The organism is Paenibacillus sp. 598K (assembly GCF_003851045.1).
Classification (GTDB): domain Bacteria; phylum Bacillota; class Bacilli; order Paenibacillales; family Paenibacillaceae; genus Paenibacillus_D.
The window spans coordinates 5,073-22,876 of the sequence record NZ_BFBX01000013.1 but is presented as its reverse complement, the minus strand read 5'-3'; the positions used below and the strand labels follow the sequence as shown (position 1 = coordinate 22,876).

Annotated in this window: 12 protein-coding genes; all 12 read right to left on the bottom strand. The window is 61.7% G+C overall.

Annotation, left to right across the window (positions count from 1 at the left end):
- Positions 1-51: 51 nt before the first annotated feature.
- The gene (locus tag PA598K_RS05910) at positions 52-1,896 is read right to left on the bottom strand and encodes an ABC transporter ATP-binding protein (RefSeq protein WP_128656047.1); all 1,845 of its coding nucleotides are present in this window, start codon (positions 1,894-1,896) and stop codon (positions 52-54) included.
- Positions 1,880-3,790, bottom strand: a complete 1,911-nt coding sequence (locus tag PA598K_RS37790) for an ABC transporter ATP-binding protein (protein WP_260405292.1) — start codon at positions 3,788-3,790, stop codon at positions 1,880-1,882. Before PA598K_RS37790 ends, PA598K_RS05910 begins: the two co-directional genes overlap by 17 nt.
- 29 nt (positions 3,791-3,819) lie before the next feature.
- Entirely contained in the window at positions 3,820-4,737 is a 918-nt protein-coding gene (locus tag PA598K_RS05895; protein ID WP_260405291.1) for a carbohydrate ABC transporter permease, read from the bottom strand.
- A 68-nt stretch (positions 4,738-4,805) separates the two neighbouring features.
- The gene (locus tag PA598K_RS05890) at positions 4,806-5,861 is read right to left on the bottom strand and encodes a carbohydrate ABC transporter permease (RefSeq protein WP_260405290.1); all 1,056 of its coding nucleotides are present in this window, start codon (positions 5,859-5,861) and stop codon (positions 4,806-4,808) included.
- On the bottom strand, positions 5,862-8,126 hold the full coding sequence (locus tag PA598K_RS05885) for a DUF5696 domain-containing protein (RefSeq protein ID WP_185601602.1): 2,265 nt from the start codon (positions 8,124-8,126) through the stop codon (positions 5,862-5,864).
- A complete protein-coding gene (locus PA598K_RS05880) occupies positions 8,123-10,270 on the bottom strand; it encodes a YIP1 family protein (protein ID WP_128656046.1) in 2,148 nt (715 codons plus the stop codon). Before PA598K_RS05880 ends, PA598K_RS05885 begins: the two co-directional genes overlap by 4 nt.
- Positions 10,271-10,286: 16 nt before the next feature.
- Positions 10,287-11,180, bottom strand: a complete 894-nt coding sequence (locus tag PA598K_RS05875; RefSeq protein WP_128656045.1) for a carbohydrate ABC transporter permease — start codon at positions 11,178-11,180, stop codon at positions 10,287-10,289.
- Entirely contained in the window at positions 11,181-12,224 is a 1,044-nt protein-coding gene (locus tag PA598K_RS05870) for a carbohydrate ABC transporter permease (RefSeq protein WP_128656044.1), read from the bottom strand.
- On the bottom strand, positions 12,214-15,198 hold the full coding sequence (locus PA598K_RS05865; RefSeq protein ID WP_128656043.1) for an extracellular solute-binding protein: 2,985 nt from the start codon (positions 15,196-15,198) through the stop codon (positions 12,214-12,216). The genes PA598K_RS05870 and PA598K_RS05865 overlap by 11 nt, the downstream gene beginning before the upstream one ends.
- Positions 15,199-15,250: 52 nt before the next feature.
- A complete protein-coding gene (locus tag PA598K_RS05860) occupies positions 15,251-16,357 on the bottom strand; it encodes an ABC transporter ATP-binding protein (RefSeq protein WP_128656042.1) in 1,107 nt (368 codons plus the stop codon).
- 64 nt (positions 16,358-16,421) lie between these two features.
- Positions 16,422-17,009, bottom strand: a complete 588-nt coding sequence (locus PA598K_RS05855; RefSeq protein ID WP_128656041.1) for a thioredoxin family protein — start codon at positions 17,007-17,009, stop codon at positions 16,422-16,424.
- Positions 17,010-17,119: 110 nt separating this feature from the next.
- On the bottom strand, positions 17,120-17,804 hold a 685-nt coding region (locus PA598K_RS05850), incomplete at its 5' end, for a pyridoxal-phosphate dependent enzyme (RefSeq protein WP_260405289.1).

Here is a 17,804-nt window from a genome sequence, read left to right as displayed (position 1 = left end):
GAGATCGACGATCGTCTGGTCATCCCTTGCGCCCGGAGCCACAGCCGATGCTTATCCGATAGCCGCACCCGCGCCGTGCTGAGCCCGCTGTCTCCCCTGCGCATGCCGATGCAGCTCTGCGTAGTGGCCGTCGGCATCCAACAGCTCCTGATGCGCGCCCTGCTCGACGATCTGGCCGCGACTCATGACGAGGATGCGGTCGGCGCCCATAATCGTCGAGAGCCGATGCGCGATGACGAGCGTCGTCCGGCCGACAGAGACGAGCTGCAGGGCGTGCTGGATCAACTGTTCGGTATGAGAATCCAGATTGGCCGTCGCTTCGTCTAGGATGAGGATCTTCGGCTGGAAGACGAGGATGCGAGCAAAGGAGATGAGCTGCCGCTCGCCGGCCGACAAGCCGCTGCCGCGCTCGGAGAGCCGGGTATCGTAGCCCGCCTCCATCCGCTCGATGATGGCGTCGGCGCCGACGAAGCGGCATGCCCGGATCGCCTCCTCGCGCGACACCGCCGGATCGAACATGCGGACATTGTCGAGTACAGTACCGGCGTACAAATACGGCTCCTGCTGCACCAGCCCGACGATCCGATGCAGCTCCTGCTGCCTCATGTCGCGGACATCGCGGCCATCGATGCGGATGCTGCCCTCCCGGACATCGTAGAACCTGCATAGCAGACTGATCAGAGAGCTTTTGCCCGCGCCGGTGGCGCCGACGATGCCGATCCGCTCGCCGGGGCGAATATGCAGATCAAGCCCTTCGATGACAGGCTTGCCGTCGCCGTACCCGAAAGCGACGCCGTCGAAGTCGATACGGCCCTGGACGCTCTGCGGCTCCACCGACTGCGCCTGCGGCTTGTCATCGATCTCGGGACGGATGGCGAAGATGCTCCACACCCGGCTGATCGCGACGGTCGCCGACTGCAGCGTATTCCATTGCTGGGTGATCGTGTTGATCGGCTGGAAGAACATGCGGATGTACGTTATGAAGGCGTACAGCACGCCAAACTCCAGCTCGGCGCCCAGCACAGCCCGACCGCCGAGCCAGACGATGACGGCAATCGCGATATTGTTCAAAATTTCGAAGGTCCGGTTGAACACAACATTGGTGCGAATCTCGCGGACGTTGGCCCGGAAGTAGCTGTCATTGCGCTCGCGGAACTGACGCCGCTGCTCCTCCTGCTGATGGAACACCTGGATCAGGTGCATCCCCGAGAGATTCTCCGCGACGAAGGAGACGAGGCGAGACAGCCGCGTGCGCGCCATCTGGTACGTGTTGCGCATAAAGGAACGGAAGGCGATGGCGATCGCTGCGATCAGCGGCACCAGGATGAGACAGTAGAGCGTCAGCTGCGGGTCCAGCTCGAACATGAGCGCGAGGATGAACAGCAGCGTCAAGCCGTCCCGGAACAGACTGAGCACCACTTGATTAAAAAACTGGTTGATCGCCTCCGTATCACTCGAGACATGGGTGATGAGACTGCCGCTCGGCACCCGGTCAAAATAGGACATCGGCAGTCTGGCGATATGCTCAAACAACCGCTGGCGAATGCTGGCGACGATGCTCTGGCCCGCCTGCTGCAGCAGATTGTGCTGGAGGTAGCTGAACAGGAAGCTCGCCGCCGACAGCCCCATGTAGATGCCGCAGATAATCAGCAAGCCTCTATAATCTCCCCGTCCCGCCAGCAAGTTGTCGTCGATCGCGATCTTCACCAGATACGGCTGCAGCAGCTCCGCAGTAATCGCGATCAGCGTGCAGAGGATGAAGCCGGCAAAGGTTAGCCGATGCGCCCGCATATAACCGGAGAGCGCCTTGAACGTGGAGATGTACTTCACCTGCTCCTTGGGCGCGTTCAGATCGGCCTTCTGATCCATCTGCCAATTGTTAATTGCCTGTGCCATGCTGCAGCGTCCCCTCCTCTTGCAACTCGTGCAACGTGCGGTACAATCCGTCCTCGGCCAGCAGCGAAGCATGGTCGCCGCGCTGGACGATGACGCCCTCGTCCATGACGATGATCTGATCGGCATGTCGAATCGCGCTGATCCGGTGGGCGATCAGGATCGTCGTCTTGCCCTGCCGGAGCTCGCGGATCGTCTCCATGATCGCCGTCTCGGTCACGGTGTCGACAGCGCTGACGCTATCGTCGAGGATGAGGATCGGCGCATCCTTGATCAGTCCGCGCGCCAGCGAGGTCCGCTGCCGCTGGCCCCCCGAGAGCGTCACGCCACGCTCGCCGAGCCTCGTCTCGAAGCGGTCGGGGAAGGCGACGATGTTGTCGTAGACGCGCGCCAGCCTGGCTGCACGCTCAACCTCCGAGAGCGCGCTGTCGCGCTTGTAGAAAGCGATGTTCTCGCGGATCGTCGAGCTGAACAGGAAGCCGTCCTGCGGTACATAAGCGATGCCTTCCCTGAGATTCCTCAGGCTGAGCCGACGGACGTCCTCGCCGCCGATAAAGACGGTCTGAGGCGGCGGATCGTAGGTGCGCAGCAGCAGCTTCATGAGCGTCGTCTTGCCGCTGCCGGTACGACCGATGATGCCCAGCGTCGTGCCGGCGGGGACGCGCAGATCGATGCCCTGCAGCGCCGGACGGCGCCGGCTGGCTTCAGCGTCGCCCCGTTCTCCCTCGCGGGGACGACGTTGCTCGAGACGCGCATCTCTGTCTCCTCGCTCGCGCGGGTCACCATTGCCGGGACTCGCTTTATCGCCTTCGCGCGAACGATGCTGGCCGGAGTCGAGTGCGTCCTCATCGCCCTCATACGTATACGTCAAGTCCCGCACCTCGATCGTCGCCGCCTCCATCGCTACCTCCGCTGCCGCCTCGATCTCGAGGATGTCCGCCCTCTTCGAGAGCAGATCGTTCAGTCGCTCCAGCGAAGCGCGGGCCCGCTGTACGACATTGATGACGTTGCCGATCTGCTGTAGAGGCCCCGTCAGCATCCGTACATAGAGCGTCAGCGCCACGAAGCTGCCGAGCGTGATGTCGCCGCGGATCGTCAGATAGCCGCCCGCCCCCAGAGCGATGACGAGCGAGACCGCGCCAAGGAACGGGATCAGCGATTGAAAGAAAGACGAGACGCGCACAAGCCGCAGCTGCCGCTCGCGAATCCGCTCGACCGTCTCGCCGAAACGCGCCGCCATCACCTGCTCCATCGCAAACTTCTTGGTGACGCGGATGCCGCCAAATTGCTCCTCCGCCGATTCGGTCATCGCGCCAAGCGCCTCTTGCACCAGCATCGAGCGGCGTTTGATAAGCGGCCCGAACCAGGCGACGACGACGGGGATGAGCAGCAGCGGGAAGATGCAGGCCAGGATCAGACCGATCGGAGCATCGGTCAGCGCCAGCATGGCGACGGTCGAGAGCAGCAGCATCGAAGCGCCCGCCGTCTGGTTGACGCCCATCGAGATCGACTCGCGCACGGCGGTGACATCGTTCATGAAATAACTGAGCAGCTTGCCGACGCCATGGCTCGAGTAGAACCGCTCGCTAAGCGTCGTGAAGTGGACGTACAGCTTGCGTCGGTTCATATACTCGAAGAAACGTCCGGTCCACATGACCAGGTACTGCGCGAGCCCGCCGATGAGCGCGTAGCCTGCGCCGATAGCCAGCAGGATCCAGCCGTAGCGGACCACGCCGTCCATCGTCAGCGCGTCTGCCTTCAGCTCGTCGGTGAAGCGGCCAAGCACGCGCGGGAAGTTGACCTGCACGACGCTCGCCAGCAAATGCAAGCTGATGGATACTACGTAATAAGGCCAGGTTTTCTTGAAAAAATCGGCCAGGATGCGTTGAGAGTCCAAACTTTAATCCCTTCCTTCGGACGATTCATTTACTCCACCAGACCGGTTCGCTCCACGCCCTCCACGAACCAGCGCTGCGTAAACGCGTAAAGAATAAGCAACGGCAGGATGATGAGGAACGACGCGGACATTTTCACTGGCTCCAGGAAGGCCCGCAGGCCGCCCTCCTGCGCCTCCATCGCTAACTGCGCATTAAGCTTGGACATGCCTACCGACAGCGGGATATCCTGGGCCGCGAACATATACATCGACGGGAAGTACGCGTCGTTCCACGCCCACACGAAGGAGAACAGGAAGACGACGATGATCGCCGGACGCGAGATCGGCAGCATCACCCGGAAGAAGATGCGCAGCGCCCCGGCGCCGTCGATCCGGGCCGCCTCCTCCATCTCGCGCGGCAGCGTCGAGAAAAACTGGCGGAAGATCAGCACGAACAGCGCTCCCTTGAGCCCATGTCCGAACAAGGCAGGCACGATCATCGGCAGGAAGGTGTTAATCCAGCCCAGCTCCTTGAAGAGCAGGATCGAGGGCAGGATCGTCACCTGCGGCGGCATGATGAAGGTGAACAGCAGCGCGCCGAACCACAGCTTCTTGAGCGGGAAGTCAAGACGCGCAAACGCGTACCCGGCGAGCGCGCAGAAAAATACCTGCAGCACCGCCGATAGCGTAGCGATCGCCAGACTGATGCCAAAGCTGCGGGCATAGTCCAGCATCTGCAACGCCTCGGCGAGATGACCGCCATAGACTGCCGTCGGCACCCAGATGACGGCCGGATCGAGCAGATCGGACGTACCTTTGACCATCGTGGTCACCATATAGATCATCGGCTTCAGGTAGATAAAGGCGACGTCGATCAGCACGACATAAAGAGCGATGCGGAACAGCAGCCCTTTATCCGCCTCCACTCCGAGAAGCTTCATGCGCATAGCCCGCAGCGATTTGTTCATGACGTTGCCTCCTCGTTGTAATTTTACAGGTCGCTTCTTGTGTATCGGATGCGGCCTGGCATCGAATATCACCGGGGCGGCGCCAGGTTGCGATTGATCCGGCTGTAGATGAGCAGCGCCAGGCCGACGAACAGCAGCACGAGCAGGAAATAAATCCAGGCGAGCGCGCTGGACAGACCGTAGTTATCGGTCGTCACCTTGCTGATGATCGGATTGGACGGGTACGTGAACAGGTCCACGATCGTATAGATCAGGTTGAGGAAAATAAACGGCACCATGCCTGGCAGCGTGATCTTCCAAAAGGTGCTCCACGGATCGGCGCCGTCGATGCGGGAGGCTTCGTAGACGCTGCGGGAGATCGTCTGGCGTCCAGCCAGAAATATAAGAATCTGCACGCCCGAATACCACAGCACGAGCACAAACGAGTCGATGACGCTGACGATCGGCCCAGCCCACGATCCAGGCAAATAACGGATCATCATATCGTCGATGCGCAGAGACGCGATGACCCCTAGCGAGCCTTCGCCTTGCGCGATGAACTCGGTAATGATCTGGCCGGAGGCGAAGATGACCGGCAGGAAAAAAACGACCCGAAACAGCCCCCTCCCGGGAAAATCGAGGTTAAGCAAAATAGCGACCAGCAACGAAAATACGAGAATGATCGGAATCATCACCAGCGCCTCGCGCAGAAACGGCATCAAATCGTCATAAAGCAAACCGCCATCGGCCAATAAAATCTCCTGATAATAAGCGAGGCCGACCAACGCCGTCTGCACCCCTGTCACGGTAATCCGAACTTGATGGAAGCTCATATAAAGCGAGTAGACAAGCGGAAACGCCACGAAAATGAGAAATCCAACGACCCAGGGCGCGATAAACAGCGAGCCCTCGAGCTGACGCCGCCATTGCGGGTTGCGCCGAAGCGCCAGGCCAAGCCGCGAGAATGCGAGCCGCGCCCGGCCGAGCCCGAGCAAGCCGCTCCGCTCGCGGCCGACCCAACCGTCAGACTGGTTGTTGCGGCCACCGGCGCTCTCGCTCCCTGCGAGGTCATCCTCCAGCCCCGTCCTGCTCTTGCTGTCGTCGCGGCGCGCTCGCCGATCATGCTGCTCCAGTTCCAGGCTCATCTAGCGGCCGCCTCCTTCCCGAATGACAAAATCCTGCGGCGGCACCTCGTAGCTCTCGCCGCGATAGGTCGCCGTATTGTAGTTGACGATAATCTCCCGGCCGTCCTCATAGACGGTGCGCTTGACGCCGGGCGCCAGGCTGCCGTGATCGACGATAAAGCGATCCTGCACGCCCCCCAGCGCTTCGTCCAGACGGGCATACTGCGCGGCCGCCGTGTCCAGCCAGTCCCGGTAGTGCATGCTGTAGTACCAGACGGAGTAAGCCTTCCTGAACGTCTCCGAAGGCGCTGCGGTGAACACATACGCAGGGTACGCGCCATACTCGACGCTGCGCAAAAAGTCGCTCTTGTAATCGTCGCGCAGATTGCCCCATTCCGAGGTGTAGGTCGCCAGTCCATGCAACGCAATCTGGGCGAACGGCACGACCTCATCGACGAACAGATCGTACGAGTAATCGTCCGCCAGCCGGTGTATATGCGTCACCTCCGGCAGCGCATAGAACGACGCCTGCTCCGCGGCCGCGATGCCAAGCTGCTGCCGGGTCGAGGCGAGCAGCTCGCGCTGCAGCTGCAGCACCTGCTCGCGGGAGGCCCGGTTGCGGCTGTTGAAGTCGGTGCTCAGGCCGCTGCCGATGCCGCCGCTGTGCAGCACGCCGGCGATGCCAAGCTCCGCCAGCTCCGCCAGGTCGCCCTCCGCTTCGCGCACAGCGTAGCGCGGACTGACCATCGGCACCTCCTCGTCCTTGTTCGGCAGCTTGTCGTAGAGCAAGGTGCCGGAGAGATTGCGCAAGCCATCGTTGAGATTCCAGAAGCCGCCGCGTCTGCTGTTGTTCAGTGCGTAGTTGGCGCCGAGCCATAACGCGCCTCCGCGCGAACGGGCATAGGCCGCCAGCTCGCGCAAGCCCTCGTCGCCGCCGATCCGGCGGTCTGCTGGCAGCAGGCCTCCATAGGAGCTGTAGCCGTAGCGCTGCCAGCCGTGATAGATCGTCGTGACGCTGCGGATCCCCGCCTGCTCGAGCTCGCTGAGGATCTGCTGCGCCTGCGCCGTCGTCGTCCCGACGATATAGTCGTCCCAGAGCGCGCCCTGCTGCAGATCGGCAGCGATCAGATCGGCGTAGAACGGGATGCCGTCCGCTTGCGGCTGCAGACGCGCGGCGCCGCGCTCGTCGATCAGATACTGTCTGTACTTGGCCGCCATCGCCGGATAATCGACCGCCTCGCCTTCCAGCAGATAATAGCGCACCGTCCGCGAAGGCGCGGTGAAGCGCTCCTTGCTGAAGGTATAGAAGCCTTCCTCGCCGCGCCGGTCAGTGCTCTGAAAAAACTTGATCCGGTACTGCCACTCCGCCGTGATCCAGTTGTTGACGCCGAGCGCGCCTGCCGGTGCAGCAAATAGCTTGGCGTAAGCTTCGCCCCCGGTTAGGACGCCCACAAAGGACTGAGTCCCCGACTTGAGGCCGAAAATCGGCATCTTCGCGTCGCTGCGATTCGTCTCTTCATTGTAGAAAGCCAGGTCGTCGCCGTAGACCGACTCACGATAGATCGATTTGTCCTGACTGGGATTGGCATCGAAACGCGCGAGCGCCCCCGGGCCGTCGGGCAGCAGCAGATAGCCGTCGCGACCGTCGGAGGGCGCCGCGCCGAATAGCGGATAGGCTTTGAGATTAAGCAAGCTGAGCTCGCCTTCCCGCAGCCCCTCATCCAGGATGCTCACCTCCACATGCTCCTCCGCCAGCCGCACCTCCAGCGGCACCCGGAAGCCGGAGACAGGGAAGTCAAAGGTAACGCGAAAGCCGCCTGCCAGCCGTTCAAAGGCAAGCGTGCCGCGCTCCTCCATCCAGTTGGACAGCTTGGTCTGGGACTTGGAGCTGGAGGCATCGATGAACTCCAGCATGAGCGGGGAGAGCAGATTGCTCCGCCAGACGCCGCCCGAGCTCTCGGCTTCCCAGCCGGCAGGGTCTGGATAGGAGCGCCACAGCACGCCGCTCGACTTGCTCTCCACCTGGAAGTGGCCGGTCTGCGGGTCAGCCAGCAGTCGCAGCTGCTCCGACTCGGCCACCAGGGCGAAGTCCGCCTGCTCCGGCAATCGCGACTCGATCGGCGCGGAGGTGGCCACGAATGGCGTCGACGCGTTATTGGCCAGCCGAGCAGCGTCAGCAACCCCGTCATCCGCATAAGGCTGTCGCCATGACTGCCAGAGCAGGCCCGCCAGCAGGAGGCAGGCCACCGATACCGTAACGATCAGCCCTATCGTCCGCTTGCTCATCGGATCGCCACCTCCTGATAGATCGAGTAGATAAAATCGATGCATTCGCTGGTGAGACTGAGCAGGATAAAGATCAGGACCGCGATGACGGCCATCGTCAATACAGTGAGCGTCAGATGCTTGACCGTCTCGCCGACGCTGAAGTTCTGCACACCCTGCACCTTCCAGAACAGCAGCAGACCTACCCAGCCGTACAGGCCATAAGCGATAAAATGATAAATGGCCGACTCATGGAGCGTCATCACCTCCGAGAGTATCGTTAGCGGTACGCCGATAAGAATGAATGGGAACATCGCATATGCGCTGGCGATATAGACGTCTCTGAATCGCCCCTCGCCATGATTGAGCGAGCCGACCAGATAGCTGGCGAGCACGAAGCCCAGCCAGACGACCGCGAACTGGACGAGCGGCGTGGCGACGCCGACATCGACGACCACCGCCGGGTTGTAGATAAAGCTGGTCCCGGCGCGCAAATAGCCATAGGACGCCCACGCCAGGAGCAGCAGGAGCGAGCCGCTCAGGACGCTGCCTTTGCCCTCGTGGCGGATGCCATAGAAGCCATCGATCGGATGTCTCAGCACATAAGCGACAAAACCGAGCTGCGCCGGCAACCCGCGAACACGGCTCCGCAGCGACCGCCAGCGCGACGCCCATCCGAGCCGTCGCCCGATTCGGCCCGCAACCATGCTGCCCGCAAAAAACGTCAATCCGACATTCATAAACAGTCCGAACTGGCTCTGGAACCAGAGCAGCCGATTGTGCCAGAACGCATCGGAGTAGCCCTGCGCCCACCCGATATCGGCGAACAGCTGCTGCGCAGCCGTATAATCTCCACGCTTGTAGGCAGCCTTGGCCAGACCGAGCACCGCAGGCGCATAATACGCATGCTGCCGGTAGACCTCTCGCCATAGCGGCTCGCTCTCCTCATAGCGACCGTCCTGGGTGAGCCGGTTGGCCTCATGGACGAGCGCGCCGAACTCCGTCACCCGGTATTGCTGCACGACATGATTGTCGCCGTCGAGGATGAACAGATCGCGGCTGGAGTTGCTCGCGATCGCGGTCGGCGTCTTGACGAGACCAAGCTTATGGGTCGAGTCGCCGGTCGCACCGCCCCAGTAGAAGAGCAGATTGCCGTTGTCATCGTATTGACTGACGACGTTCAGGCGGCTGTCGATCACGGTAATATTGCCGTCGCCGTCTACCGTCAGGTCGCTGAGCTGCGGCTGCGGCTGCCGTCCCGTCGAATGATCCAGGATCCGCTCGCCGTAGCTGCCGACGCCGAGCGAGTCGGCGTATTCGCCCTTGCCTGAGAGCTGATCGAGACCGGCGATGTTGAGCTTTTTGAGCTGACCGCTCCGCACCTCCTTGGTGACGGTATAGATGAAGCCGTCTGACCCCTGATCGACACTGGTGATCGAGCCTGGCAGCTTGCTAATCTCCCGCTCGTACATCTCGCGCGTATATAACAGACGCTTGACGCTGTCGATGAAGGACACGCTCGTCTGATTAGCGCCGAAGAAGCCCTGGAACGCCCCCTCGGGATCGAGCTGCAGCAACCCCTGGTAACCCCCGAGCGTTGCAATGTAGAGGAAGCCGCGTTTGTCGACGACCAGCTTGACGGGGTCATACTTGAAGCTCTCCGGGATCAGCTTGGACTCGGGCTTGCCGTACACGGCGATCACTTCGCCCTCCCGATTGGCCCGCACGATCCGATGGTTGCCGGTATCGGCAATGTAGATATCGCCGTCCTCCCGGACGAATACGCCTTGCGGCCGGTTGAGCGGGTCCTCGGGAAACTCGAGGCTGCGCACCAGCTCGCCGCTCGCATCCAGATGAACGATGCGATTGTTGCCCGTGTCGGCGATGTAGATATGATCGGTAGCATCGATATACAGATCCTGAGGCTGACTCAGCGGGGACAGCCGCTGGCCGCCCGGCGCCTCGGGATCGAATATCGACAGCTCCCGGCCCAGCACGCCTGCCGGACGATAGACCGTCTGCATCGGCACCTGCTGTCCGTATTGATCCTTGTAATACGTCTGATAAGGCACAGCGGCATGCGCCCCGCCCGCCGGCAACGCCGCCGATACGAGCGCGACTGCCGCGAACAGACGGCATGCGCGCCGTGCGAGTCGCTTGATCATCTGTGCGCCCTCCTTTTTATTTGATGCCGGAATGCGCCATCGTCGCGATCACCTTGCTCTGCAGGATGACGAATACGACCAGATTCGGCACGAACATGATGAGCGAGGCGACGGCCGCCGCTCCTTGCATCGCCACATTGTTGGCGAGATTATTGGTCAGGGTCGAGAGGAAGAAGGCGAAGCTCTTCATCTCGTCGTCGAGCATAAACAGCGAGGACGTCTCGATATTGCCCCAGGAGCTCTGGAACGCCAGGATCGCTACCGTCGCCACCGCCGGCATGCACACCGGGATGACGATACGCAGGAAGACGACGAACTCATTGGCCCCGTCGATCCGCGCCGCCTCGAGCAGCGAATCGGGGATCTGGTCGATAAACTGCTTGAGCAGGAAGACGCCGATCGGCATCGCCATCAGCGGCAGCAGATGGGCAAAATACGTGTTCATGATGCCCAGCCCGCTCACGACCAGGTAGCGGGGGATCTGCACGACCTCCGGCGCAAACATCAGCGTCAACAGGATCGCCGCGAATACGAAGGCCGATCCCGGAAACCGGTGCTTCGACAACGGGTAGGCGCACAACGCGCTGACGCCGGTGACGAGGAGGACGGCCAGCCCCGAGACGAACACGCTATTGAACAAATAACGGATCATCGGCACGGTCGAGCGCGTCGTCACGGCGAGCAGTTCGTTGACGTTTTGCAGCGACGGCTCCTTCACCAGGAAGGTCGGCGGATAGACGAACAGCTCGTGATACGGCTTGAAGGCATGATTGATAATGTAGACAATAGGCAGCAGCATAAATACCGACAGGACGATCAATAGCAGCGCCAGCAGCTTCTGGAAGCCGTCCAGCCTGCTCAGCCGCGAGCGCCGTCGCCACCGCGGCAGGGTCAGCCATGAACGCTTCATCTATTCCTCTCCCTTCGTGCCGAACAGACGCCAGCTCAGCTTGTTAGAGACATACATCAGGACCAGCAGGAACACGGAGATCGCCGCCGCATAGCCCATCTCGAAGCGGATAAAGCCGAAGTCGTCGATATGGTTGATGATCAGGTGGCCGGAGTAGGCGGGCGTCGGGTTGACGCCGGACAGCTCGACGCCGATCGCCCCCGTCTTGAACGTCGTGACGATCGCCATCACCGCGCCGAACAGCATCTGCGGCTTCATCGAGGGAATCGTAATGTACCAGATCTCCTGCAATCGGCTTCGCATGCCGTCGATCCGCGCCGCTTCGTAATAATCGCTCGGCACGTTGAGGATGCCGGCGAGCATCGCCAGGAAGCCGACGCCCATGCTCGACCAGAGCGTGACGCCGATCATCGCATTCATCAGATAGCTCGGATCGGTCACCCATAGCTGCGGCGTATCGATCCAGCCCAGACGCAGCAGCACACTGTTCAGATAGCCGATCCGGTCGCCGGTCAGCATCGGCAGCCAGACGATCGACATGGCGATACCGATCGTCAACGACGGCGTGTACATCGCCAGCGCGAACCACTTGCGAGAGAGCGCCGGCAGCTGCGAGATCAGCCAGGCGAGCAGGAAGGCGGCGATGTAGCCGCCCGGACCGACAATGACGGCGAACTTGAACGTATTGGGCAGCGCATGCTTCAGGAACAGCAGATCCTGCGAGATCAGGTATTGGAAGTTCTGCCAGCCGATAAAGCGAGGCGGTTCGATGGCATTGAAATAAGTGAAGCTCAGGCCCACCGCCGCCAGCACCGGAATGACGATAAAGGCGGCAAAGCACAACAAAAACGGCGAAATAAACAGATAGCTGACCCGGTACGCCCACACCTCTCGCCACAGCCGCCGCAGCCGACCAGGAGCGGCGACGGGCGCCGCTATCGAAGCTGGAGCCGCGGGCGTAAGCGGAGCTGGAGCGACGGGATGAGCCGCCGAGCGATCTGCGGGCGACTGCTCGGCGACGGCTGCTCCCGCTTTACTTGACATAGTCGTTCACCTCATCCCATGGCTCCGTGACGACCGGAAAGTCGAGCGTCCGGAGTGTCCGTCCCTCGCTGTCGACAAAGCCGAACTCTTGCTGCTTGCGCCGCAGCTCGCGATTGATGTCGAGGATCGCCGTCTCCAGCGAAGCCCGGTAATTCATGCCGTCAATGACGGTTCGCACCCAGGCGTTGTTCAGCTCCCGCCCCATAAAGTAGCCGCCGGGCGGGTTTTCCTTCTCCTTGTACCAAGCCCATTGCTGCAGGATGACATTAGCGTCCTCGCGCTTCCATGGCAGCCTGACAAAGGCTTCGATATTGGCGGTGTTCCAGCGGAACGAGACGCCGTTGATCGCCTCGAGATCAGAGCCGTACCGAACCTGCGTGTCCGTGGAGATCCACCATTTGAGGAAGCGCCACGCCTCCTCCTTTTTGCGGGAGGCCTCGAAGATGACGCCTGTCGTCTGCTGTCCGCCCGCCCAGCGCTTGATCTCTCCATCCGGCTGCGGCACGCCGGGGATGGGCGCGATGCCCCAGCGGCCGTTCAGCTCGGGCGCCGCTGCCGCAAGCTGGACATACATGTTGTAATCGGAGATGCCGATCGGCATCTTGCCGCTGCGGAAGTGCTGGTAGAAGCTGGGCACCTGCTTCTCCAGCGCGTACATGTTGAACAGGTCCGTCCACTGCTTGAAGGCAGCGAAGCCTGCCGGCGTATCCAGGCCGGTGGCGAAGCCGTCCGCTGTATAGAACTCGACGCCGTTTTGCGAGACGAACGGCAGGAATTCATTGGGATCAATATAGAAATTCATGAAGTTCTGCTGCAGCGTCGGCAACAGGTCGTACACCTCCTGCCATGTCTGCGGGATATCCAGCCCCAGCTCTCGCATGATATCCTTGCGGTAGTAGAGCACCTGGAACGACTGCGTCTCCGGCACCGCGTAATAGCCCTTGTCATAATAGAGCGCCTGCCAGGAGCCGGGACTATAACGATCGTAGACCTCGTCAAAATCGGCAAACCGGCTCAGATCATAGACGCTGCCTCGAATCGCATAATCGACGGGCAGATCCTGATTAAGTCCGAGCGCCACATCGGGCTGCAGCCCTGCCGCATTGGACATGACCAGCAGCTGCGAATTGGGCAGCAGATTAACCTTCACCCGGATGCCGGTGACCGGCGTAAACGTCTCGTCGGCGATATCCTGCAGCTGCGTGACGTAATCGCGGCCGCGCAGCACCCAGACGTTGAGCACCCCGTCGTCGATATCCCCGAGACTCTGCCGGGTGTCGAACGAATAAGCGAAATTCGCCGCCAGACCTGCCGCCTTGTCGACCAGCGAGGCCGTCATGGACGGCAGCGGCTCGTCGGCCGGCACGATATAGATCTCATCGAGCTGCAGCGGCTGCTTGTGGAGATTGACGACAAAGTTGTTGATCTTCTCGGTGATCGAGGCGATCTCGTCGACATGGTACGGGATCTCGTCGGGCAGCTCCAGCAGGCTGCGGAGATCGCCGGCCGATGAGCGGAAGCCCTCGCTGGCGCTGTCCTTGCGGCCGTTCACCTGCTCCATCTCCGCCGCCAGGACGTCCAGATTGTCGGCGGCTTGCGCCATCTGATCGGTCAGCCCCGGCAGATCGCTGGCGATCCGCCACGTCCGATTGCGGTCCGTGAGACCGCTCGTCAGCGAGCTCAGATCGCGCTCGATGTCGCGCAGCAGGGCGCTCAGATTCTCGATGCCGCGCACGATCGGACTGACCGCCGCATGCGTCAGAGCTGCCGAGAGCGTATGCTCCCCCGCTTCGAGGTAGATGCGGAACGGTTCGCCGTCGTTATCCGACAGGACGAGACCCTGCCAATCGGAGCTGTAAGGAAAACGGTACGTCAGCAGCTCGCGGAACGGCACCTCGCCATCGATGCGGAAGGTGCGGAAGGACGCCTTCTGGGAGAAGCGATCCTGCAGCGCTCGCAGGCCGATCTTGTAATAGCCGCTCTTCGGCACGCTGAACTGCCAGCCTACCTCCTGGTTAGGCCAGTCCCAGCGCACGCCGCCCATCGTATTGTACGTAATCCGCCCCTTCGCTCGCGGCACGGTGCGCCAGTCGCGGTCCCACATGACGACGACGGAGGGGTCATTTTTCCAGCTCATCTGCTCGGCTTGCAGCGTCAGCGTCTCTCCTACAGCCGGCGCCGAGTCTGGCGCTGCAGCCGACACCTCCTCGTAGGTAGGGATCTGCTGCGGCGGGGCCAGCGCAAGCTCGGCCAGCGCTACAGGCTCGTAGCCCTGCAGCCGGATCGTATGCGTGCCCGCCGCGAAGCGCCACAATAGCGGCTCCGCATAGGCCGCCCCCGAGTCGACCAGCGGATGCGTCATCCAGCCGGAGATATCTCGGGCGACGGGGCGGATCTGATCGCCATCGTCATTGGTCTTGATCTCGTCCTGATCCTGCCAGAGCCGGTACAGCGTAATCGCCGAGGCTTCCCGGAACGGCCGCTCCCCGTCGATCGTCACATCGAGCACGATCGGGCGCGTGTAGCTCTCGCCCATCAGCGGATGATAGGTTGCATGCAGCTCATATAGTCCCGCCGTCGGCACTTGCACCTCGTATTCCACCCAGTGGGTCGACTTGGACTCCCAGAGCAGCACCTGCTCCTTGCCCTCGTAGCTCCCCGTCCGGATCGCTGCGGCCTCGGATACGGCTGACGGCTCGCCGCCGGGGATGACCACTCGCTCCTCCCCGTACGCCGCGCCTTCCGCCTCGTATCCGGCCAGCACCTCGGCATAATACGGCTCGAGCTCCGCCTCGGCGACCGAGCGGTCCTCCCATTCCCGGAAGCCTGCCAGCTCGGCGACCGGCTCGTAGACGCCGCCTGTCCGCGCCCCTCCTCCGGCAGCCGCGGCGAGCAGCAGTCCCGTCAGCAGCAGCAATGCCGCCAGCAGGACGAACGTCCCGCTCAGGAGCCGCCGACTTGCTCTTGTTTGCATATACGCTGCCCCCCTTTCTGCCATGATGTGTGCATCGTTGGTCCCCCGGGGTTCACGTCAGGCGCTGTCCGTCGTCGGCATCGAAGAACAGCGCCTTGGACAGATCCATCACCAGGCGCAGCCGCTCGTTTTCCTCGCAGCGGTAATGCGCCTCGACGCGGACGACCAGCGGTCTCGGCTGCCCGATGTCCAGATGGAGGAACCGGTCGGCTCCCATCAGCTCGTCGAGCTTGTAGACGGCGGTGAACACCGCTTCCGAATACAGCCCTTCGGGACCGATATGCTCTGGCCGGATGCCCAGCGTGATCCGTCGTTCGATCCGTTTGTGCCTGCGCAGCAGCTCTGCCGCGTCCCCGGGCACCGGCAGGATGAAGCGCGAGGTCGCGAAGGCCAGACGACCGTCCGCCTGCTCGACGATCTTGCCTTCGACAAAGTTGATCTGGGGCGAGCCGATAAAGCTGGCCACAAAGGTGTTGCTAGGCCGCTGATAGATCGCCTCCGGCGTATCGATCTGCTGGATCAGTCCGCCCTTCATGACGACGATCCGGTCCGCCATCGTCATCGCCTCGATCTGGTCGTGCGTAACATAGATAAAGGTGGCGCCAAGCGTCTTGTGCAGCTTGATCAGCTCCATCCGCATCTGCACGCGCAGCTTGGCGTCGAGGTTGGAGAGCGGTTCGTCCATCAGGAATACCTTCGGGTTGCGGACGATCGCCCGGCCGAGAGCGACCCGCTGGCGTTGGCCGCCGGAGAGCTCCTTTGGCTTGCGCTCGAGATAAGGCTCGATCTCCAGCACGCGAGCCGCCCGGCGCACGGCCAGATCGATCTCGTGGCGCGGCTGCTTGCGCAGGCGCAGCCCGAAGGCGATATTTTCGTAGACGGACATATTCGGATACAAGGCATAATTCTGGAACACCATGGCGATATCGCGATCCTTGGGCGGCAGATGGTTGACGAGTTGTTCGTCGATGTACACTTCCCCTTCGCTAATATCCTCCAGCCCGGCGATCATGCGCAGCGTCGTCGATTTGCCGCAGCCGGACGGCCCGACGAAGACGAGGAATTCCTTGTCGCGGATATCCAGATGAAAGTCGTTGACCACCAGTTGCTTATCCTTGCCGTATCGTTTGTACACATGCTGCATCGAGATGCTCGCCATACTCCCACCCCCAGTAAAATACAAAGGAGCCGCCGCGCGTCAGAGCGACGACCCCGCTATCCGTTTAATTCAAAACCAGATCGCACGCCTCTTCAGGCATCCACCGCTTGTCCTTGCCCTCCCACTTGACATTGCAGCCGATCGGATTGGTGAGCGGCACCGCCACCTCGCGCCCGGCGAGGTAATCGGCCAAGGCCGCCTCCAGATCGTTGACCGTAATCTTCTCGGCATCCTTCGGGGAGTCGACGGCGCGGCCGGTATAGATCAGCTTGCGTTCGGCATCGAAGACGTAGAAATGCGGCGTCCGCAATGCCCCGTAGGCGAGCGCGGCTTCTTGCCGTGCATCGTGCAGATACGTCCAGGGAAACCGATGCTCGTTGATACGCTCGATCATCAATTCGTAGGAGTCCTCCGGGTACGAGGTGGCGCTGTTGGCGTTGATCGCGACGAATGCGACGCCCTGCGGACCATAGGTGTCGGCGGTAATCCGAGTCACCTCATCCGACCCTTTGACGAACGGACAGTGATTACACGTAAACCAGACGACCAGCGCCTTCGCATCTGCAAAGTCAGCCAACGTATACGTCTTGCCATCTGTCGCCAGCAAGGAAAAGTCCGGCGCCTCTGCGCCGATTTGAAGCGTATATGCCATAATGATCAACCTTCCTTTAATGTGAATTAAGGTGAAAAAGAGACATGCTCCGCTAGAGGAAGTCATGTCTCTGGATGTCCAGTAGATCAGATCTGTCAGGTAGGATAAATCTAGACTTGCTGCTCCTCCGCATAGAGCACGGTGGAGAGGTAACGCTCGCCATTGCTCGGGATGACCGCAACCACCCGCTTGCCCGGGCCAAGCCGCCGGGCCAACTGCAGCGCCGCATGGATCGCCGCGCCGGAGGAGATGCCGCCAAGGATGCCCTCTTGTCTGGCTGCCAGACGCGCCGACTCGAAGGCTTCTTCATTGGTCACCGCTATGATCTCGTCATAGATGCCCGTATCCAGGATGGAAGGGACGAATCCCGCGCCGATGCCCTGAATCTTGTGCGGACTCGGACTGCCGCCCGAGAGCACGGGAGACGCCGCCGGCTCGACCGCCACGATATGGATATCGGGATACGCCTTGCGAAGCACCTCTCCGGCCCCCGTAATCGTGCCTCCCGTGCCGATACCGGCCACGAAGCCGTCGAGCCGATCGTCGTCCAGCGAGCGGATCGCATCGACAATCTCCGGTCCGGTCGTCTCCCGATGTATCTTCACATTGGCCTGGTTGTCGAACTGTCGCGCCGGGAAATAATCGGGATGGCCGTCCACCAGCTCCTTGGCGACCCGGATCGCCCCCTTCATCCCCTCCGGTCCAGGCGTCAGGATCAGCTCTGCGCCATAGGCCCGCAGCAGATTGCGACGCTCCAGACTCATCGTCTCGGGCATCACCAGGATCGCCCGGTAG